Annotated in this window: 17 protein-coding genes and 1 pseudogene; 13 read left to right on the top strand and 5 right to left on the bottom strand. The window is 50.8% G+C overall.

The features are described from left to right. Positions 1–78: 78 nt before the first annotated feature. A pseudogene (locus ACM1PF_RS12260) lies at positions 79–639 on the bottom strand (HaeII family restriction endonuclease). Positions 640–1,005: 366 nt separating this feature from the next. Between ACM1PF_RS12260 and ACM1PF_RS12255 the strand changes: the two are divergent. From ACM1PF_RS12255 to ACM1PF_RS12240, 4 genes are read left to right on the top strand one after another with little or no spacing between them, the layout of a single operon-like run. Continuing rightward, entirely contained in the window at positions 1,006–1,851 is an 846-nt protein-coding gene (locus ACM1PF_RS12255) for a hypothetical protein (protein ID WP_416674849.1), read from the top strand. 41 nt (positions 1,852–1,892) lie between these two features. Next, positions 1,893–2,873, top strand: a complete 981-nt coding sequence (locus ACM1PF_RS12250) for a formylglycine-generating enzyme family protein (protein ID WP_416674847.1) — start codon at positions 1,893–1,895, stop codon at positions 2,871–2,873. A gap of 60 nt (positions 2,874–2,933) precedes the next feature. Continuing rightward, positions 2,934–5,300, top strand: a complete 2,367-nt coding sequence (locus tag ACM1PF_RS12245) for an arylsulfatase (RefSeq protein WP_416674846.1) — start codon at positions 2,934–2,936, stop codon at positions 5,298–5,300. 24 nt (positions 5,301–5,324) lie between these two features. After that, positions 5,325–7,679, top strand: coding sequence for an arylsulfatase (locus ACM1PF_RS12240; RefSeq protein WP_416674844.1), 2,355 nt, complete (start codon positions 5,325–5,327; stop codon positions 7,677–7,679). A gap of 90 nt (positions 7,680–7,769) precedes the next feature. Here the strand turns inward: ACM1PF_RS12240 and ACM1PF_RS12235 are convergent, their stop codons facing one another. After that, entirely contained in the window at positions 7,770–8,405 is a 636-nt protein-coding gene (locus ACM1PF_RS12235; RefSeq protein WP_416674842.1) for a Uma2 family endonuclease, read from the bottom strand. 105 nt (positions 8,406–8,510) lie between these two features. Between ACM1PF_RS12235 and ACM1PF_RS12230 the strand changes: the two genes are divergently transcribed. The 3 genes from ACM1PF_RS12230 (at position 8,511) to ACM1PF_RS12220 (ending at position 11,850) form a co-directional block, all read left to right on the top strand. Next, positions 8,511–9,863: a DUF1254 domain-containing protein gene (locus ACM1PF_RS12230; RefSeq protein ID WP_416674840.1), complete on the top strand. Its 1,353-nt coding sequence runs from the start codon at positions 8,511–8,513 to the stop codon at positions 9,861–9,863. Then, entirely contained in the window at positions 9,821–10,834 is a 1,014-nt protein-coding gene (locus ACM1PF_RS12225) for a DUF1254 domain-containing protein (protein ID WP_416674838.1), read from the top strand. The genes ACM1PF_RS12230 and ACM1PF_RS12225 overlap by 43 nt, the downstream gene beginning before the upstream one ends. Before the next feature lie 74 nt (positions 10,835–10,908). Then, positions 10,909–11,850, top strand: a complete 942-nt coding sequence (locus ACM1PF_RS12220; protein ID WP_416676636.1) for an HAD family hydrolase — start codon at positions 10,909–10,911, stop codon at positions 11,848–11,850. A gap of 141 nt (positions 11,851–11,991) precedes the next feature. On the opposite strand, the gene ACM1PF_RS12215 is transcribed toward ACM1PF_RS12220, so the two are convergent. Further along, a complete protein-coding gene (locus ACM1PF_RS12215) occupies positions 11,992–12,672 on the bottom strand; it encodes a Uma2 family endonuclease (RefSeq protein ID WP_416674836.1) in 681 nt (226 codons plus the stop codon). Positions 12,673–12,800: 128 nt separating this feature from the next. On the opposite strand from ACM1PF_RS12215, the gene ACM1PF_RS12210 reads away from it, so the two are divergent. The 5 genes from ACM1PF_RS12210 to ACM1PF_RS12190 all read left to right on the top strand — a co-directional run bounded on the left by ACM1PF_RS12210 (position 12,801) and on the right by ACM1PF_RS12190 (position 18,131). Continuing rightward, the gene (locus tag ACM1PF_RS12210; protein ID WP_416674834.1) at positions 12,801–13,775 is read left to right on the top strand and encodes a MarC family protein; all 975 of its coding nucleotides are present in this window, start codon (positions 12,801–12,803) and stop codon (positions 13,773–13,775) included. Positions 13,776–13,827: 52 nt separating this feature from the next. Continuing rightward, complete coding sequence (locus tag ACM1PF_RS12205; RefSeq protein WP_416674832.1) at positions 13,828–14,412, top strand: hypothetical protein; 585 nt, start codon at positions 13,828–13,830, stop codon at positions 14,410–14,412. A 48-nt stretch (positions 14,413–14,460) separates the two neighbouring features. Continuing rightward, a complete protein-coding gene (locus ACM1PF_RS12200; RefSeq protein WP_416674830.1) occupies positions 14,461–15,330 on the top strand; it encodes a bile acid:sodium symporter family protein in 870 nt (289 codons plus the stop codon). 41 nt (positions 15,331–15,371) lie between these two features. Continuing rightward, positions 15,372–15,767: a DUF1622 domain-containing protein gene (locus ACM1PF_RS12195; RefSeq protein WP_416674828.1), complete on the top strand. Its 396-nt coding sequence runs from the start codon at positions 15,372–15,374 to the stop codon at positions 15,765–15,767. Positions 15,768–16,079: 312 nt separating this feature from the next. Continuing rightward, positions 16,080–18,131, top strand: coding sequence for an iron uptake porin (locus ACM1PF_RS12190; RefSeq protein WP_416674827.1), 2,052 nt, complete (start codon positions 16,080–16,082; stop codon positions 18,129–18,131). 197 nt (positions 18,132–18,328) lie between these two features. Here the strand turns inward: ACM1PF_RS12190 and ACM1PF_RS12185 are convergent, their stop codons facing one another. Then, a complete protein-coding gene (locus tag ACM1PF_RS12185; RefSeq protein WP_416674825.1) occupies positions 18,329–19,948 on the bottom strand; it encodes a glycosyltransferase family 39 protein in 1,620 nt (539 codons plus the stop codon). A gap of 81 nt (positions 19,949–20,029) precedes the next feature. Further along, positions 20,030–20,995: a glutathione S-transferase family protein gene (locus tag ACM1PF_RS12180; RefSeq protein ID WP_416674823.1), complete on the bottom strand. Its 966-nt coding sequence runs from the start codon at positions 20,993–20,995 to the stop codon at positions 20,030–20,032. Between the two features lie 141 nt (positions 20,996–21,136). Between ACM1PF_RS12180 and ACM1PF_RS12175 the strand changes: the two genes are divergently transcribed. Beyond that, positions 21,137–21,361, top strand: a complete 225-nt coding sequence (locus ACM1PF_RS12175) for a hypothetical protein (RefSeq protein ID WP_416674822.1) — start codon at positions 21,137–21,139, stop codon at positions 21,359–21,361. The last annotated feature ends 356 nt before the right edge of the window (positions 21,362–21,717 follow it).

Genomic DNA, 21,717 nt, shown 5'->3' with positions numbered 1-21,717 from the left:
CTAACCTAATGTTATGATCTCATAGTAGTCTCAATTTAAGACGCTCCTGAAACAATTTTTCGAGGTTCCCCAGAGCAATTAGAGTCCACTTAGTTTGAATCTTTTATTAGAGTCTTTTATTAGAGTCCTGTCTGTTTCCGAGTACCAACGTTTTTCAAGTGGTAAAACGGTATAGCCTCTCTCTTCTAAAAAATCTGCCAAGGTTGCAGCTTGCGGAAATTCTACGTTGAAACTGTCAGCAAGCTTCTGGAGTAGAGGAGTAGCTAAATGATTTGAGAATTTTCCCCGCAGGCAACGCTCATACCAATCCAGTAGATTTGATTCTCTGACGATGCCTCTAACTCGCTGTCCCCAACTGATTTGTTCGGCGATCGTTTCAATGACTTGAGCATCGGTATCTTGACAAACGATTACAATGTGGTCACTCTCGATTTGATCAACAATTTGATTTGCTAATTTACTGTTTAAAGTAAGATGCTTTACCTGCACGGCACATCCGAAATTAGCTCACATATCTAAGCCTCGATCGGCAGCATTGGTCACTCCAACTCTGTAGAGGTGAGCAGGCTGCTCCCAGCTCAAGGTATTCTTGTCTATTCCTAAAAGTAAGCCTGTTAAGTCACTAAATTCTCTAAGTATCTTAGACTTACAATCTATTGTGCAGAGAGTGTATGAGCGAGGGCGGTAGTACTATCTAGCGATTGACTATATCCAACCTGCTCTACCGCCGCTATCAGAGTCAGATGCGATCTGGGTTACTACGATCCTGCAAGATGCTTTCCAGCAGAAGGGATGAATTAGCAAAAATCCTTATCTTTTGCCTAACTTCTCAGCCCAGTCGCTTAACTTCAAACTTTAACCGATCGCATATGGCACTATTGGATTAAATCAACTGAATCATCCAGGTGCTGATTGATGATTCAAAGCAACTTTCCACTGCGATTTCTCTAGTCATTCCTAACATTATCTCTAGTTGTGCAACCTGTACAACTAGCAGTGCAAGCTATGGACGACTCAATTCCATTACCCTGTATTAATTTGATCAAGTTAACATTGTTCTCACTCATGTTGTCTTTAGGGATAACGCTGCGGTTAGAACAAGTTCTCTTGCTATGGCAAAGACCCGGACTGCTCAATCGTTCGATCTTGGCGATCGTCGTTGTTGTACCGATGCTGGTGGTCATGATGGTCATGGGTTTTCGGCTATCGCCGGAAGTTAAAGTAGGGCTGATCTTAGTCGCGATTACTCCGGGTACGTTGACCTTTCATTTACCCTGCTTCAACCGATCGCATCCCTATGCGCTTGCATTGCAGGCAACGGTTTCTCTGTTGGCAGTGCTTACCGTGCCACTGACGATCGCCATTTTGCAAGAATTCTTTCCGCCTGAGGCGCAGATTCCACCAATTACCGTAGTTCAACAACTGGCGATCGCCCAATTCTTACCGCTGATGCTCGGCATAACGTTGCGATACTGCTGGTCAGCCTTAGCAGACAACTTAGAAACACCAATGACTCAGACAGCAAACGTATTATTTTTCATCCTAATGATCTGGTTCTTAGCACAACAGTTAGACGCAATTTTGCAAATTGGTATTTTTCCTCTCCTTGTGATTGGGTTGTTAGTTTTAATTTCACTCTGGGTCGGGCATTTTCTGGGAGGCAGGGAAGCGTCTACTCGCACGACGTTGGCTGCCACAACTGCGACCCACAGTGCGGCACTGGCGTTGTTCATTGCTGCGTTAAATCTACCTCACCTGTCTGTGTCACCTGCTATCACAATTTATGTACTGGAGTCGGGTGCGCTGACGATCGGTTATTTAACCTGGAATATGGCGTTACAAGTACCATAAAGCATTGTTTCTCTATTGTTAATTCCTGGTCGAAAAAATCTATGACTCAATCTATTTTGCCCACAAAATTGATTCCTACCAGCGTGCCGGGTCGTCCGCCAGCTAAAGACATGATCTGGATTTCGGGTGGTAAGTTTTTAATGGGATCAGATCATCACTACCCGGAGGAAGCCCCCGCTCATCGGGTTGCAGTCGATGGCTTCTGGATGGATAAATTTCTGGTAACCAATGCCCAGTTTCAAAAGTTTGTCAAAGCCACAGGTTATGTCACCTTTGCCGAACGTCCTGCCAATCCTGATCATTATCCCGGTGCGAAGCCAGAACTGCTGCAACCGTCCTCCACTGTCTTTGTTAAACCCGATCGCCCCGTCAGCAAAGACAATCATTACAACTGGTGGAGCTACGTGCCCGGTGCCAACTGGCGACATCCCGAAGGTAAAGGCAGTTCGATTAAAGGACGGGAACAGCATCCGGTGGTGCATCTGGCTTACGAAGATGTGGAAGCCTACGCCAGGTGGATTGGCAAAGAGCTTCCCACCGAAGCAGAGTGGGAGTTTGCGGCGCGAGGAGGGCTGGAGGGGGCGGACTTTGCCTGGGGGGATGACTTTTACCCAAAGGGGAAACAAATGGCAAACACCTGGCAGGGTGAGTTTCCGTTTGAAAACCTGTGTACCGATGGCTACGATCGCACCTCTCCCATCGGCGTATTCCCCGCCAACGGCTACGGACTCTACGACATGATTGGCAACGTTTGGGAATGGACAACGGATTGGTATCAGGAACATCGGCAGATTAAAAAAAGCCCTTGCTGCACAACGACTAATCCCCGTGGCGGAGAGCCGGAAAACAGCTATGACTCCCAAATGCCGGAGAGCAAAATTCCCCGCAAGGTGATTAAAGGTGGTTCGTTTTTGTGTGCGCCCAGCTACTGTCAGCGGTATCGTCCCGCCGCGCGGATGGCACAGCCGATCGATACCAGTACGTGCCATTTAGGCTTTCGTTTAATTGTTCGACGAGCGTGATTTCAACCGTGATTTAAACGGGTTGAATACGCTATTTACACATTCATCTGAGGAAATGCAATGTCTCAAAGCAATGGTTTTCAACGTCAAATTCTGCCGATTCCAGATCAGCCGTACATCGGCTTAACCACCTACGATGCCAAACATCCAGACACACACTATCCCCCGATTCGGGATATCCGTCCACCCGCTGGTGCGCCCAATGTTCTGATTGTCCTGCTGGATGATGTGGGCTTTGGAGCGTCGAGTGTGTTTGGGGGTTCCTGCCACACGCCAACCTTCGAGAAACTGGCAGCATCAGGGCTGAAATACACCCGCTTCCACACCACCGCTCTGTGTGCTCCCACCCGGCAGGCATTGCTCACCGGACGCAATCATCACTCGGTTGGCATGGGAATGATCACTGAAAGCGCGACAGCGGCTCCGGGCTACAGTTCCGTTCGTCCCAACAACAAAGCCCCTTTGGCACTCACCTTAAAGCTGAATGGCTACTCAACTGCACAGCTTGGCAAGTGCCATGAAGTTCCGGTTTGGCAAACGTCGCCGATGGGGCCGTTTGATGCCTGGCCCACAGGTGGCGGTGGGTTTGAGTACTTCTATGGCTTTATTGGCGGTGAGAATAATCAGTGGGACCCGGCTCTGTATGAAGGCACCACCCCGATCGAGCCACCTAAAACGCCAGAGGAGGGCTATCACCTCACCGAAGATTTGGCAGATCGGGCGATCGCCTGGATCAATCAGCAACGAGCCCTGGTGCCAGACAAGCCCTTCTTCATGTACTTTGCCCCTGGTGCCACCCACGCGCCTCACCATGCTCCCCAGGAGTGGATCGACAAGTACAAAGGCAAATTTGCCCACGGCTGGGACAGACAGCGCGAGATCACCTTTGCCAAGCAGAAAGAACTGGGTGTGATTGCAGCCGATGCTGACCTCACGCCCCGCCATGACGAGATTCCCGCCTGGGATGACATGGACCCGCAACTCAAACCCGTGTTGGAACGGCAGATGGAGGTCTATGCCGCGTTCCTGGAGCACACCGATTATCAGGTGGGGCGAATCGTCCAGTCGTTGGAGGATTTGGAGCTGCTGGAAGACACCCTGATTTACGTGATTATTGGCGACAACGGTGCGTCGGCGGAAGGGACGCTTCAGGGTGCATTCAACGAAATAACCTGCTTTAACAGTATGGGAGATCTGGAAACGCCAGAGTTTATGCTGTCAAAGCTGGATGAGTTTGGTGGGACTGAATCCTATAACCACTACGCTGTAGGCTGGGCCTGGGCAATGGATACGCCCTACCAGTGGACAAAGCAGGTGGCTTCCCACTGGGGCGGCACTCGCAACGGCACGATCGTTCACTATCCCAGGGCCATTCAGGAAAAGGGAGGGCTTCGCCATCAGTTTTGCCATGTGATTGATGTCGCGCCAACGGTGCTAGAGATGGCTGGCATTCCTGAGCCAACGATGGTGAACGGCGTGCTGCAAAGCCCCTATGAGGGCACCAGCATGGTTTACAGCTTTAACGATGCGGATGCGCCTGAACGTCACGATGTCCAGTACTTCGAGATGGTGGGCAATCGGGGCATTTACTACAAGGGATGGAGTGCGGTCACCAAACACCGAATCCCCTGGGAATTGACTGGTGCCGTTGCCCCGCTTGACGACGATGTGTGGGAGCTATACGACGGCAGCAAAGACTGGACCCAGTGCCACGACCTCTCTCAGCAAATGCCGGAGAAATTGCAAGAATTGCAGCGCCAGTTCCTGATTGAAGCCGCGAAATACAATGTGCTGCCGCTGGATGACCGGGGTGCGGAACGAGTCAATCCAGAAATCGCAGGTCGTCCCATGCTCATTCGCGGTAACTCGCAATTGCTGTTCGGCGGCATGGGCAGGCTGTCTGAAAACAGCGTGGTCAATGTCAAGAACAAGTCGTTTTCTGTCACCGCCGAAATCGTTGCGGCTGAAGAACAAACCGAGGGCGTAATTATTGCCCAGGGTGGTAAATTTGGGGGCTGGAGCGTATACGCCAAAGATGGCAAAGCCAAGTTTGTTTACAACGTTCTGGGCATTCATCATTACACGATCGAAGCCGATCGCCCCCTTCCATCCGGCAAACATCAGGTGCGCGTCGAGTTTGCCTACGATGGCGGTGGTCTTGGCAAGGGTGGCAACGCAACTCTCTTCTACGACGGAGAAAAGGTCGGTGCCTGTCGGGTTGAGCAAACCCACGGGATTATTTTTTCAGCCGATGAAACCACCGATGTCGGTCGTGAAACGGGGACTCAGGTCAGCCCTGACTACACCGCCAAGAGCAGTCACTTCAACGGCAAGATCAACTGGGTTCAAATCGATTTGGGCGAGGATGACCATAACCACATGATCACTCCAGAGCAACGCCTGAAAGTTGCAATGGCACGCCAATAAACATTTCACCAGGAGAAAAGAATAATGCCACTGAACGAATACAAAGCGGGAGCTAGCTTTCCAGGCGTGGTCGGACGCACAACGGATGTATCTACCCCCGCATGGCCCGAACCCAAACGATCGAAGGATGGTGCGCCCAATGTACTGTTTATCGTGCTGGACGACGTAGGCTTTGGTCAGCTTGGCTGCTATGGTAGCCCGATCAATACCCCCAATATCGATGCCCTTGCCGCCGATGGTCTGCGCTACAACAATATGCACACGACCGCACTTTGCTCCCCCTCCCGTTCCTGCATCCTCACGGGACGAAATCATCACTCGAACGGGTTAGCTTGCATTACCGAAGGGTCAACCGGCTATCCCGGATATAACGGTTACATTCCCTTTGAGAATGGGTTTCTCTCAGAAATTCTGCTTCAGCAGGGGTACAACACCTACGCGATCGGCAAATGGCACCTGACCCCAGCCGAACAATCCAGCGCGGCGGGTCCCTACGATCGCTGGCCATTGGGACGGGGCTTCGAGCGATACTACGGCTTTTTAGGCGGCGATAGCCATCAGTACTATCCTGAACTGGTGCGGGACAATACCCAGGTTGAACCAGAGACAACGCCAGAGGAAGGCTATCACCTCACCCCAGACCTGGTGGAAAAAGCAAAGGCGATGATTGCCGATGCAAAACAGGTCGCGCCGAATAAGCCGTTCTTCATGTACTTCTGCACGGGTGCCATGCACGCGCCGCACCACGTTCCCAAAGAATGGGCAGATAAGTACAAAGGTCAGTTTGATGATGGCTGGGATGCCTACCGGGAAAAGGTGTTTGCCCGCCAGAAGGAGTTGGGCATCATTCCTCAAAATACCGTCTTGTCTCGCCATGACCCCGATGTACCGGATTGGAATGCTCTGTCAGCAGACGAGCGCAAACTTTATGCTCGCATGATGGAGGTGTTTGCAGGCTTTTTAGAACACACGGATCACTACATCGGGGAGTTGATTCAATTCCTCAAGGAACTGGGCGAGTATGAAAACACGCTGATCATGCTGATTTCAGATAATGGGGCCAGTGCCGAGGGTGGTCCTACCGGCTCGATCAATGAAGTCAAGTTTTTCAACAATGTGCCTGAGAACCCCGCTCAAAACCTGGCGGCGATCGACGACATTGGCGGCCCCAAATACTTTAACCACTACCCCTGGGGTTGGACTCATGCCGGCAATACGCCCTTCCGACGTTGGAAGCGAGAGACCTACCGGGGTGGCATCAGCGATCCGCTTATTATCACCTGGCCCGCTGGGATCGAGGCAAAAGGGGAGCTTCGCCCTCAGTACGCCCATGCGATCGATCTGGTGCCTACGGTATTAGAAGCGCTGGGCATCGAGCCACCCACCACGATCAAAGGGGTCACTCAATCGCCCATTCAAGGCATCAGTCTAGCCCATGCGTTCAACGACTCCCATGCCCCTAGCAAACACCTTACCCAATACTTTGAAATGCTGGGACACCGATCGATCTACCACAATGGTTGGCGAGCCGTGTGCCCCTGGCCGGGTACATCATTTGCGGAGGCGAATCATCCTCTGGGCGCACCGATCTCCTATGAGCAACTGATTCAGCTAGATGCTCAGGGTTGGGAGTTGTACAACGTAGACGAGGACTTTTCTGAAACCAACAATCTCGCAGCGCAGGAGCGCGAAAGACTGATTGCCATGATTGGCATGTGGTATGTAGAGGCGGGTAAATACAATGTGATGCCCATCGACGGTCGGGTAACGACACGAGGTCTGGAAGAACGCCCTCAGATTGCCGCCGATCGCCAACAGTACACCTTCTACCCTGGTGCTCAGGTTGTTCCGCCCAACGCATCCCCCAGAGTCGTGAACCGTGCCCATTCGGTTTCAGTGGAGGCTACGATTCCAGAGGCAGGGGCGGAAGGGGTTCTCTTCAGCATGGGGGGCAACGATGGCGGCTTCTCCTTCTACGTGCAAAATGGACTGTTGATCTACGGCTACAACTACGTCGCAGACACCTACTACCGAGTCAAAGCAACTCAGCCTTTACCCAGTGGTCATCACATTTTTAGCGTGCAATTTGAGCCGACAGGGCCAGCAGATATTCCCAACGGCAAGGGCACACCCGCCAAGGTGACGCTGCTGGTGGATGGGCAGCCAGTCGGTGAAGAGCACCTGCCTGTCACCACTCCGATCGCCCTTGGATGGTCAGCCGGGGTTGCGGTCGGTTCCGATCCGGGCTCTCCGACGATGCCCGACTACCAGCCCCCGTTTAAGTTCACGGGGAAGGTGCATAAAGCCCTGGTGGATGTGACTGGAGAATCGGTGGAAGACCACGCGGATCAGATGCGAATTTATTTAGCGCGGCAGTAACTACAACTGAACTCGTCATAACACTGCGATATCGCTGAGATTGCTTCCTGAATGAACACGCGATCGATCACTAACCAGCGTAGCGAGTTCCTACGATCGCTGCTCTCGTACACCTTGCCGAAATTCCTTGGCTGCCGCTAGCGGATTGGGATTACGCACACCGGCAGCCAGCAAATTCATATCTAAATCAGGGAGGATTTCACTGTGGCTGATTGCTTCATAACCAAAGGTCTGAGCGAACTGAGCAGGGGCTTCTTCACGCAGGTGATACATCGAAAACTGATTGTTTTGCCAGAACCATACTTCACGCACTCCCAACCGTCGATAGAGTTCCAACCGATTGATGCCGCCGCTGGTCACGACGACTTCGATTGCCAGATCGGGAAACTCTTTGTCAGTGCCAATGCAGTAGCTTTCATCGGGTTCTGTACCTGCCTGTTGCTCCTCTTTGCGAAGGGTCGTGGAGCCTGTGGGGAAGTATTCAGTATCGGTTTCCAGGAAATAGATTTCGAGGAATGTTCCGATCTGAGTTTTTCCACTTTCATGCCGACGACTGGGAGACACAATTTCCAACACTCCATCTAAATAGCTCACCCGATAGTGAGAGGTATCTTCCAGATCAGCCAGCAAGGCTTCATACTGCGCCCAACTGACATTGCTGATCGATCGCCGTTCTTCTGGGTCATCAATTTGCAGCCGTTGCGTTAAATCATTAAGGAGTACCATATGCCCTCGCGTCCTGCACTGAATTTATTGTAGAGCGATCGCAGCCTGCCACAGGATTGCACCTCGCACCGATCACTTGACCATTTGCAGCATAAAGGTGAAGAAATGCAAGTACAACAGCCTGTAACACTTGCCGAAGCCCGATCGATCGCTAAAGAAGCCTATATCTACGGTTTCCCACTGGTCGATAATTACCGCATTCAATATTCATACTTCGTCGATCGCGACGGTTTGGAGTTCAAGGCACCCTGGAACACCATCTTCAACAATGCGCGGGTATACACACCGAACGATAAGGCGATCCAGACTCCTAATTCGGATACGCCCTATTCCTATGTGGGTGCCGATCTACGCGCAGAGCCGATCGTGCTGACTGTGCCTGCGATCGAGGCAGGGCGTTACTACTCGCTGCAATTCATTGACATGTACACATACAATTTTGCCTATGTCGGCAGTCGTGCAACGGGCAATAATGGCGGTCGCTTTCTGCTGGCGGGTCCGGGCTGGCAGGGCGAGAAACCGGAAGGTATTCAGTCAGTCATTCGCTCTGAAACAGAATTTGTTTTTGTCCTCTACCGGACGCAGCTTTTCAATCCAGAGGATATTGAAAACGTTAAGCAGATCCAGACGGGCTATCAGGTTCAGAGGCTTTCTGAGTTTCTGGGTGCGCCTGGTCCCGGAGCCGCATCCGCGATCGATTTCCTGAAGCCACTCCCTGCCGATCAGCAGCGCACCTCGCTTGATTTTTTCAACATCCTGAATTTTGTTCTCCAGTTCTGCCCCACCCATCCCTCTGAGCAGGAGTTGATGGCGCGTTTTGCAACGATCGGTATTGGTGTGGATGAACCGTTTGATGTTAATTCGCTCTCACCCGAACTCCAGCAAGCATTAGAGGACGGCATCGCTGATGCTTGGGCGGCGTTTGGCGAGAACAAGAAGGCAAATGTTGATACAGGCAAGCTCACGGCTGCCGATGGCTTTGGCACCCGCGAATTTTTGCAGAACAATTACCTCTTCCGCATGACATCCGCTGCCCTGGGAATTTACGGCAACTCAAAAGAGGAAGCACTCTACCCCTCATATTACCTGGACTCTGAGGGACAGAGACTCAACGGTGCCCATCGCTACAGAGTGCGGTTTGAGCCGGATCAGCTTCCCCCTGCCCATGCCTTCTGGTCGATCACGATCTATGAACTGCCCGCGAGTTTGCTGGTTGCCAACCCGATCGATCGCTATCTGATCAATTCCCCGATGCTGCCCCAACTGAAACGAGATGACGATCAGGGAATCACGCTTTACATCCAAAACGACTCTCCCGGAACGGATAAGGAATCAAATTGGTTGCCTGCACCGACGGGTCCATTTTGGGTCACGGTGCGCCTGTATTGGCCCAAAGAAGAAGCACTCAACGGCCCATGGAAACTACCGCCCATGCAGCGGGTAAAGGAGGAAAAATGATGAATACACCAGATCAAAAAGTATCCGGCACGATCGTCACGCCAGAGAACTACTGCCGTGCTGAAACCGATCGGGCTTTTGCAAGTGGTCTCGCAGCAGCGGGTGGTGTAAACCGCTGGCTCCACTTCCGCAACCTGACACCTCTCGACCAGCAAAACGTAGTGCGGATGAACAAAGACACGCTGTACTCTACGGCATTGGTTGACACATCCAAAGGGGCAACCCTCACGGTGCCCCAAATGCCGAAAGGTCGATATTTCTCTGTGCTGATGGTGGACAACGACCACTATGCACCTGGCGTGATTTATGAGTCGGGCACCCATCAACTGCCCCAGGATACAAAGTATCTCTGTCTCATTGTCCGCATTCATTTGCACCACCCCGATGATCCATCGGACATTGCCCTGGTGAACAGCCTGCAAGACCAGTTTGTGATCACGGCGGCGAGCGCAGATCCCTTCCCAGAGCCAAAGTGGGATACAAAGTCGCTTGACGCACTCAAAGAACAATTCAACGCAGAATTTGCTAAGTACGACAGATTTCCTGATGACTGGATGGGGCCGCGGGGAACGGTCAACGAGCAGACACGCCAGTTCGCTTGTGCTGGAGGATGGGGACTGTTTCCTAACAAAGATGCGGTTTACATCAACTACAACGGCAAGCTACCCGCCGATCGCTGCCATAGGGCGACTTACACCGTGCCTGAAAATGCTGGCTTCTGGTCGATTACGGTCTATGGTGCTGATGGCTATATGAAGAGCACTAACAACCTGCTGAATCAGTTCAACGCGACGTTCAACAATGGCGGTACTTTTACAGTCCACTTCGGTTCTAAAGAAGCCTGCGGTGACGTTCCAAATCGTCTGGATGTGACCGAGGGCTGGAATTTCCTGATGCGCGTCTATCGTCCTGGTGAGTCAGTGCTGAATGGCAGCTACACCCTACCGGATGCCGTACCCGTTGAGAAATGATAGCTTTCGCCAGAAAGGCTAACCAATCTCACAAAGCAGATTAATTCAGGTCACTTTCCGAAGTAAGAGTCATGATGAGTTCAAATTCTGTTGCAGCGGCGATCGCTCCCCTCCCTTCCTGGAACGAGGGAGCAACCAGGGATGCCATTCTGGATTTTGTGCAGCGAGTCACGACCGAAGGAAGTCCCGATTACGTACCCCCCTCTGAACGAATTGCCACCTTTGATAACGATGGTACGCTCTGGTGTGAACAGCCGAACTTTGTTCAGGGATTTTTCCTACTCGATCGCGTTAAAACGATCGCCGCCGCACAACCAGAGCTGGCAGCACAACAGCCCTTCAAAGCCGTCCTGGAAAATGACAAAACCACCCTTGCCACCTTTGGCAAACAAGAGCTGGTAACGCTGGTCTTTGCCACCCATACGGGTATGGCAATCGAGGAATTTCGGGCGATCGCCCAATCCTGGTTTGATTCAGCAATGCACCCTCGCTTTCAACGTTTATTTCGAGAATGCGTTTACCAATCACAACGAGAACTGCTGGAGTATTTGCGATCGAATGGCTTTAAGACGTTTATTGTCACGGGGGGTGGCAATGGAGTGGTACGAACCGTGGCTGAATCGATCTATGGTATTCCGCCAGAACAGGTGATTGGCAGTAGCGGCAAAACAAAACTGGAATGGCAAGATGGCAAGCCTGTTTTGGTAAAACAACCTGAACTGAACAGTTTTGACGATCGAGCTGAAAAAGTAGTGAATATCGAGTTGCACATTGGTCGCCGTCCGCTTCTGGCCTTTGGTAATTCCGATGGGGATCTGGCAATGCTGCAATACACAGCAGCAGGAACGGGGGCACGGCTGGCACTGTTGCTGCACCACGATGACGCAGAACGCGAATATGCCTACGATCGGGATTTTCACCTCAGTCCCCTGCGAGAAGCATTAGAAGAAGTTCCGAAGCTAAACGGTGGGCATATCGTCAGTATGAAACGGGATTTCAAGCAGGTGTTTCCATGACTACGCCAATTTTCTTGCCAAGGATCATGGATTAAATAACCTGTGCAGTAATTCTGCCTCATTGACTGGGCGGGCAAGATGCCCACCCCACAAGAATTTCAGATGATTAAATTCGCATTCCTAAGAAATTTGCTGGGTAATTTACTGGGCAATCTGTTGAGCAAACCAGGCAGCCGCACTCGTATTTGTGCCCTCACCTAATCGTTGTAGCGTTTCTTCCATCAATGCGATCGGCAATCCTGCCAGCGATCGTGATTCCTCACAAATTTTATATTCTCCATTCTCCTGTAACAGAAATGCAAATACCCGCTGCCCGCGCACATCTACCACCCAATATTCAGGAATGCCCAGCGAGGCATAGAGATGCTTTTGTTCATCCAAATCATTTGTCAGTGTAGTGTCTGAAATTTCTCCCACCAGATCAGGCACACGGGATTGGGTCAAGTCAATTCGGCGCGGCTCTCCGGGTTGCCACTGGGGATAATCTGCACCAAGGTATAGCACCAGGTCAGGAGCGCACGCCTGGGTTTCGGGCTTCTCCAACAGGCATCGCCCCAGAGAGGTGAAGAGTTGTTCTGGATGTTGAGCCGCCCAGAAACCAAACATCATTGTTAGTAAATCGCTTACACCCGCATGATTAATTCCTTCTCCGCCCATCGCTACCCACAGCCGTCCTTGATTAAACGCCAATTTTACCCGCTCTTGTGTAGGGTCATCACGCAAAGCAACGTACTCTTGCCAGGTTGCCTGCCGCCAATGGATCAGGTCATAGCTGAGGGGCGGTAAACCCGTTTTCACTTGGGAGGGAAAGGTTGCAGTCATGTTTCTAACCGAACGCTTGTACTCCATTATACCAATCGATCGCAACCCAGAAAGTAGGCGGCTGCCTAGAATTTTTCAAATCAGGTGCAATGAGTATGTTTATAAAAGACTTATTTCAATTCACAAATATGTCTCGTCTAGCGATTTTCTGGCGATCGTTTTATAATTCAGTGTTGTGCGGCAATTTTTGTCGATCCAAGTTAGCGCGACGAGGAATTAGTGTACTCGCTGTTTTCCTTTTAACGTGTTCCCTGCACCTACCTTTCCCCAATCTAGCCACTGCTCAAATCGATGCCGTTGCATGTTCGATCGCTACTGATACCCAGCAATGCTATGCTTCAGAAGGTTTGACCTCCTCCCCGATCGCTCAAGCTCCTGACCCCACTGCCCCTATCCCCCCTGCCTCTGAACCCGTTATTTTACCCAAGCAACGCATTGCCGATCGCATTGCCCGTACGCCAATCGATGCCCCACTGGGGATATTTAATCTATTTATCGTTTTCTTTGTCACCCTGGGACCGCTCAAAGTCATTCCATCTTTTGTGCAATTGACTCAAAAGGCAGACCCTTTATTGCGCCGACAGTTAGCCTTTCGTAGTGCGGCTCTGGCAACGATCGTCATTTTGGTAGTGGCACTGATCGGGCAAAACATGGTGCGCGTTTGGCAGATTCGTCTACCTGCATTACTGATTGCGGGGGGAATTCTCCTATTTCTGGTCGCACTCAACATGGTGATGATCCAGTACCAGCGGCTCCCGCTGCCTGAAGAGTCCTCTCCCCCTTCTCTCGATCTGGTTGTTGCGCCCCTCACCTTTCCCACCATTCTGCCGCCCTTTGGCATTGCGATCGCCCTGGTGTTGATGTTGATCTCCCAGGAAATTGGCTTTAATTCGCTGGTGGTTTTGGGCGTGTTGGTGCTGGTGATGCTGCTAAATCTCGTGGGTATGCTGGCAGCCCGACCGATTTTGACATTCCTCAGACCCATCACCCTGCGAATCTTTGGTTTTGTGCTGGGGGTGTTGCAGTTGGCGTTAGGGATTGAATGGATCATTACTGGATTAGAAATTGAAGCATTAGTATTTCGTCGTTTATTCGGCTTTTGATGAATTGAAGAAGACTATCCCCTCCATTAATTAACAATCACTTGCGACACCCATGCAAAACTTTGAGCAAAACGCAACTTCTACTGACAAACTGCTGATGGTGTTTGGCAGTGTAGCGGGAGGAACTGTATCGTTGCTGGTGATTAGAGCCTTACCTCCCGTGCCGGCTGCGATCGTCTGTAGTTTGGTGGCGGCTTGTTTAGCTGTCGCCTGTACTCTACTCACCAAGCCGTCGCTCTGGTGGACGGCAGTAGGGGCGATCGCGGGTGTCATCATTGGTACGAGTGCTGTGCTGTCAGAATCCCAGGCGGATGCTCCTCCTGAATTTCAAGTTCGCTTGCTGATGCTAGGATTGCAGGGTGTGGCAGGTTTCATTGCTGGAATGCTATTGGGTCGAAAATTACATAATCCCCATGTTCCTCCCCTGAGAATGTTTCTCTTTAGGGTAAGCGCATTAACTACTGGAATTTTCGCGGTCAATGTCACAGCAGAATTTATTGTCGCTGGACTGGAAGAAGCCCGCTCCTATTCCAGTCGGCTCAGCACTTCAACCACCATTTTTATCACAACTCTTGTAATACCAGGAATCATTGGATATTTGTTAACCGAGCGCAGAAGCAACGTTGAAAGACATTAAATCTAGAGACTTGATTAGGCGTAATTATGAACTACAGGGAGATCACGAATGGCTGAGATTCTACAGACTCTTTCAAATCTATTTACGCTGACGTTTGTCGTCACCAGTATGTTCAGCATGGGTTTGACTTTGACCGTTCCACAAATTCTTAATTCCCTTCGCAATCAACGACTCGTGATTCTGGCATTATTGGTCAATTTTGGGGTAGTGCCGATCGCAGCCGTGATACTGTCACGAGTCATTCCGCTTTCGCTTGAGCATCAAATTGGATTAATTTTGCTGGCAGCGGCAGCAGGTGCCCCCTTCTTGCCCAAATTGGCTCAAATTGCCAAAGGTAATGTGCCGTTTAGCGTTGGTTTAATGACTCTCCTGGTCATCACGACGGTGATTTATCTGCCGCTTGTGCTGCCCCTACTCCTCCCTGGCGTTGAAGTCAATGCATTCAGCATTGCGATTACCCTCATTCTGGAAATTTTAGTGCCACTAGTCATTGGCTTGTTGATCAATGCGCGGTATCAGGACACCGCAGTAGCCATTCTTCATCCCTTCACCCAAATTTCGAATGTGAGTTTGGCATTACTGCTGGTGCTGATGCTTGGATTGAACTTAGGTAATGTTTTAGGGCTGTTTGGCAGTGGCGCAATTTTTGCGATCGCGCTGTTGGTTGTAATTGCTACAGCCGTTGGCTACTTTCTGGGTGGTTCCGGGAGTGATGCTAGAAAAGTTTTGGCTCTAGGCACAGGTCAACGTAATATGGCGGCTGCTTTTACCGTTGCCACTGGAAACTTTAGCGATCGACCGGATGTGCTGGTTTTTTTAGCAGCGGCAGGGCTGGTTGGGATGATGATTGTGATGCCCGTTGCGGCTGAGTTTGGTAAACGTGCCAGGAGAGAAAGAGAGAAAGTGCAGGCTCTTTAATTGCAGGCTCTTAATTTCAGCAGCTTAGTTTGGAGAAGACAATGGAATGGTTTGAATCTCTTGAAGATGTACTAATTGGGATAGCAACCCTGGGCGAATTTCTGCTGGAATCGCTCTCGGTGGGTTGTGTTTTGCTTGGGGTATTTAAAGCGATTCAATTTGCGATTAAGATCAGCCGCCGTCATGTTGACTTTCCATTTATTCAACTACGAATTAGTTTTGGTATCTGGTTGGCATTAGCTCTGGAATTCCAATTAGGAGCAGATATTTTAGCCACCACGATCGCCCCTTCCCAACAAGCTTTGATTCAACTGGGAGTCATTGCCCTGATTCGCACCTTTCTAAACTACTTCTTAAACAAAGAGCTGGAAAACCTGATGGAACTACAAGAACAAGCAAAGGAAAAACGATTATCTGAACGCCCGATCGAAGCTTAGATAGAGATAGAAGTTAGAAATTTCTATAGCGTTCACAAATTGTTTGTGAGCAAGGGGGTAGGGACAACGCCCCCACGCCAGGGTTTTACCCCTGCACCCCGTTCAAATCCTACGGAGGATAGCTATATCAGTTTTTATTGAATTTTATTGGGAGCATCCTATTTATGCGAATTGATCGATTTCCGTAGCGCAGGCATCTTGCCTGCCAGTGAACTATCCATCATGCAAATGCAAAAGTGGGATACACCCAATTTTCTTTCTTGGAAAAACACATTCAAGTGACAATTACAAACCTTAAAGTGGGTGAGGGAAATGTTAAATCATACCGTTTGGAGTAATGGACGGAGTAACGGTTGGAGTAGCGAATGGAGTAAATGGCTACTGACACTGCCCATGTTGATGCCGATCGTCTTTGCCCTATCAATACTGGTAGAAGCTCCAGCCAGTGCCGCAGAGGGAAGCAGCAGTGAGTTACCTGAATTTCAGAACCACGAACTTGATTCTGATCAACTCCTAGAGGGATTTGGACATGATTTCCTGAGCAACTTTGTACAGCTAACTGAACTTGAGAGTAACGCGATCGACTCCACAACGCAAACTCATTTAGATGACGGTAATATAACAATTATCGAAACCGAAGTGTTGATCTCCCCACCTCTATCCGTTGCTGAATTAAGCACGTCAGATACAGTCGCTGACGTACCATCGATCGACCATTCAGTTACAGATCAACAGACGGATGAATCGTTCCAGCCCCTTGAAGAAAATCCATCTGTTGTCGATCGCCTTGACCTGAATCTGTCAGACACTCAGGAAATTGGGACAGAACTGGATGCAATGGGACAAGTCACTTCAGTCACCCAACTCTCGGATGTACAACCCACTGATTGGGCCTATCAGGCATTGCAATCGCTGGTGGAGCGATACGGTTGCATTGTGGGTTATCCCGATAGCACCTATCGTGGACAAAGTGCCTTGACTCGTTATGAATTTGCCGCAGGTCTGAATGCCTGTCTCGATCGCATCAGTGAATTGCTCGCAGCCAGCACCGCCGACCTGGCAACCCAGGAAGATTTGGCAACCCTACAGCGTCTGCAAGCAGAATTTGCAGCGGAGTTAGCCACCATACGAGCCAGAGTCGATGGGCTGGAATTTCGTGTAGCGGAATTAGAGGAGAACCAATTCTCCACCACCACCCGATTGGGAGGAACCGCTATTTTTGCGGTGGCAGATGTCTTTGGCGAGAGCGGTAGTGAGAACGTGACGGTCGGGCAATATCGCGTCAGTCTCGACTTTCTAACCAGCTTCACCGGACGAGATTTGCTACTGACCAGCTTTTGGGCAGGGAATGTTCCCGCGTTAGGAGTCGGGTTCAATCTTCCTGGAACTAGAGCGGGGGGAATTGAGATTCCCAGTGCCGAAGGAACCTTGTCATCCCAGTTCGGGGCAAATACGAACAACAACATCTTGCTCATCACCCTCGCCTACACTTTTCCCATTGGAGAACAGTTGCTCGTTACCGTTGCGCCCGGTGGCTTTTTGCCTCTCTATGCCGTTGCACCCACCCTTAACCCCTACTTGGATGACAATGATGGCGGCACAGGGGCAATCTCGGTGTTTGGTGAACGTAATGCCATCTACAGCTTGGGGTCAGGCGGTGGTCTGGGCTTGAATTACTTTCTGAGTGAGCAACTCAGGCTGTCAGCCGGTTATTTGGCAGACGGATTGACCCTGAGCGATCCCAGAGATGGCAGAGGGCTGTTCAATGGCGGCTATTCGGCGATCGGACAAATCACCTGGACTCCGGCTCAAGAATTCAGCATTGCAGCCACCTATATCAACGCTTATTTCCCAGGTGGACGCTATGGCTTCAACTACAACTCGTTTGCAGTCACCGGGACAGCCGTTGCCAATACCTTAGCGGGTCAAACTCGCCTCTCTGCCCAGCGTTTATTTGACGTTGATCCAGTCATTACCAACTCCTACGGCGTGCAGGCAACCTTTCAACCCAGTCCAGGGTTTGCCATTAGCGGCTGGTTTGGTGCAACCTATGCTCGTTTGATCGAACAAGGCGATGGACAGATTCTCAACTATGCCCTGACGTTTGCCTTCCCAGATTTAGGGCAGGAAGGCAACCTGTTGGGATTGGTGGTTGGGGCAGAGCCTTACTTAACCCGGTTTGAAGGCGGCAGTCCAGATGAGTTCGAGACAGACATTCCCTTCCACATCGAAGCCTTTTACCGCCACCAAATTAACAGCAATATTTCCATCACGCCTGGAGTGATTTGGCTAACGGCTCCTAACCAGGACAATGCCAACGGTAATGATTTTATTGCCACCGTACGGACAACCTTCAAGTTCTAGGGACACCCGCCCTACCTCCTTCGAGGTTTTGTGGAGGGATTCGCCTTGGGAGTATGTCACGTTTGCAAGTCTGACCCTCATCCCCCAACCCCTTCTCCCACAGGGAGAAGGGGAGCCGGATTGAAGTCCCTCGCCCTTTGGGAGAGGGATTTAGGGTGAGGGCGACAAAAGTGACATGCTCCCTTCGCCTTCATAGGTCAAGAGTCCACTGCATCATCCGATCGCCGCACGCGCCAGAGGGCTTGATCTTCCCCGGTGGGAACCAGCTCAAACTCGAAGCCGGAGACTGTTTGCAGCGATCGCCGCCACTCACTGGTACTTCGGGGATGAAACAAAAACACAGATGAGAATCCCTCTGGAATCTCTAGCACATTCATGTCAATTCCCGTTGGAGCATCCAGACGACAGGTATAGCAGCGTGGTCGCAGGAACAAGTTTACATCTCGATCGAGGGAATAGCTAAGGGACAGTAAATCAGCTGTGGCCGTATCGCTAATCAGCAGGGAATTTGCCTCCTGATTGACGATCGGTGCGACTTCAAAATTAATATCATTCAACCATTTAATAGAAGAACTGGGAGCCTGAACCGTGACCATACAGGAGATCAGCCCGCCCACCATCACCACCGCCAGAATCGATCGCCACAGGAACACCTGACTGGCTTTAGCTTGCGATCCTGGATTCACTGCCTTCAGCGTTAGCAAATAGGCAACAGCAAGTTGAATTCCCAGCAACGTTGGCGTGAGGTAGCGGGGAAAAGCCGATCGATGGCCCCCCAGCAATACATCAGGCACCATCAGCGTCAGGGCTGGAACTGCCGTCAGCAAAACCACCAGGGACCAGACCGACTGTTGAGTCCGTCGCCAGAGGCAATAGAAGGCAACACCAATCAGAGCAATCATGCCTGCCTGAAGGGCGCGATCGACGATCGTTTCTCCCCGGTTGTAGAACAGTTCTCCTAAGATATTGGCCCAACTGCTAACCAACCCCAGCAACGGCCGTTGGTGCGTTGTCCATTCCGTTACCGCCTGAGCCTGTTCTAGATTCGTCGCCACAATCCAGGCCCAGGGCAAGAAGATGACTGTCCCCACCAGCGAAGCCAGCAAGTATCGCCTCAAGGTTGAGTTGAATCGGCATCGTGTGATCACCAGCACGTAAATGCCGTGGGCGATCGCCGTTAATGCAGCAAACAAAAAGGTGTAGAAGCTGAGGGTCAACGTCAGGGCATAGATCCCCCAACTGACCACCGTATTCCGCCGGATTGCCCGTAGCAAAGCCGCCGTGGCGATCGCCGTCATCGCTGCCCAGAGGCTATACTGTCGGGCTTCCTGAGCATAGAGGATGTGGAAGGGAGAGACTGCCACCAAAGCCATCGCCATCCAGCCGGACGTGTGCCCCCAAAGGGCATCCTTTGTGCCGAATAATTCCCTACAGAGCCAGTACAGCCCTGGAAACAGAAGCAGGCTTAACAGGGCAGATAAACTCCGCATCGCCGTCACCGAACTGCCGATCGTTCGCATCCAGAGATGGGCCAGAGAATAGTACAGGGGAGGATGATGGGTATCTTCGATCGCCAGACTGTGTAAGGTATCGCCTAACCTCCGCTGTAGATTGGGCTGTTGAAACTGCTGAAGTTCGGCTGCGGTCACCACTGAAGAGTCAGCAAAATGCTGCACCACTTCCACCTCGGTGTAACCCGCTGCCCGCAATGAAGTAAAGGCTTCATCATACCAGTAGATTTTTTGGTCTAAGTGATCAAACCGCAGGCAAGTTCCCAGTCCCAGGACTAAGCCCAAAATAAAAATAATCAGGCGCATGAAATAACTTCTAACTCCCTCTTTATTGTTCCCAAAGTGGTAGATGCACACACTGGAAAACAGGGAAGCGCAAGAAGCAAATTAGGCAAACAATCGATCGCGTCCGTGCGGTTCGTCCAGATCTAGGATTGGCCCCTTCGGCACAATCCGGGTTGGATTTACCTTTGGATGGCTTTTGTAATAGTGCAATTTAATATGCTCTAAACTGCAAGTTTCCTTCACACCCGGATGCTGGTAGATATCCCGAAGATAGCCCCACAGATTGGGGTAGTCAACGATTCGTCGTAGATTGCACTTGAAATGTACATAATAAACCGAATCAAACCGCAACAGCGTTGTGAACATACAAATATCCGCTTCCGTCAGCCGATCGCCGCATAAATACCGCTGCTGTCCCAGGACAGTTTCCCAATGGTCAAGGGCTGCAAACAGGTCAGTTACTCCCTCCTCATAGGCAGATTGAGTCGTAGCAAAACCCGCCCGGTACACGCCATTATTCACGGGTTGATAAATCGCATCAATCGTTTGCTCGATTGCCTCCTGCAACTCCGCTGGATACAGATCAACTTCATTGGCAACCCCCGTGAATTCCGTATCCAACATCCGAATAATTTCGCGGGACTCATTGTTAACGATCGTGCCCGTCTGCTTATCCCACAGCACCGGAACCGTTACCCGACCGCTGTACTCTGGGTCTGCCTTGAGATAAACCTGCCAGAGGTACTCTGTGTGGTTGACGAAATCGGGAATGCTCCCTGGCGCATTGGAAAATTCCCAGCTATTTTGGTCAATCACCGGATCCACCACTGAGACGGAAATCGCATCCGTCAATCCCTTCAATTGGCGCATGATTAAGGTGCGATGTGCCCAGGGACACGCCAGAGACACATAGAGATGATAGCGATCGGCTTCTGCCGGAAAACCGCTGGAACCATCCGCCGTGATCCAATTGCGGAACGTCGTAGAAGGACGGACAAACTTTCCCTGGTTATCCTCCTGTTCCCGTTCTGGAACCCACTTGCCATCGATTAACACACCCAATCCCATCGTTCTCTCCTTGTGGTAATCTATCCCGTTTGGATTAAAGCAGTTCTACAGCAGAAATTCACCTACTTTCGGGAATACCCTTGCCCAGTGGTGGATTTCTATTTGTAGCAATATTTTGTTTCAAACCAACCTTTCCCTAGCATGGTATCAACCTTCAACGATCGCGCTTGTCGTCCAGAGTTCCGTTTGCTAGAGTCCGATGTCCGATCGGTTCTGGAACAAAGAGAAATCCTGCCGGGCATGGAAACCCAAATTCAACGCTGGACAACCCAGAACCTATCAGAATCGGATCAACGCCTGCTGGATCTGTTGCAAGATGCGATCGACTCAGGCTATGTGCGCCGGATCAGAAATTTTAAAAACTGAACCTTAAAGACCTGAACTCCAAAGACCTGAATTTAAAGAACTGATGTTGAATCGGCTTTCTAGCCAGACGATTCCTGATTTCAATGTTAAAAATTCTATAGATTCAGTAGATCGCAAACCCAGTTTAGATCCCCCCTAGCCCCCTTTAAAAAGGGGGAACCGAGCCGAAAAAGGTTTGAAGTCCCCCTTTTTAAGGGGGATTTAGGGGGATCAACAGCAGGCGTTGCCGTGAATGCAATCCATTTTCGATCTACTGAGATTGGGTTGAGCTAGCCTGACCCGCCACCTCTATTTTGACGTACCCATACGGACTACCCATGCTAGACCTGCTGCGCTCTGTGGTAGGAGTTCGCTGG

Origin of the sequence: Egbenema bharatensis FJBBOT/2019 (genome assembly GCF_048077055.1) — a bacterium.
Classification (GTDB): Bacteria; Cyanobacteriota; Cyanobacteriia; order Elainellales; family Elainellaceae; genus Egbenema; species Egbenema bharatensis.
Note: the sequence above shows the minus strand (reverse complement) of the source record. Positions and strands in the feature narration are given on the sequence as shown.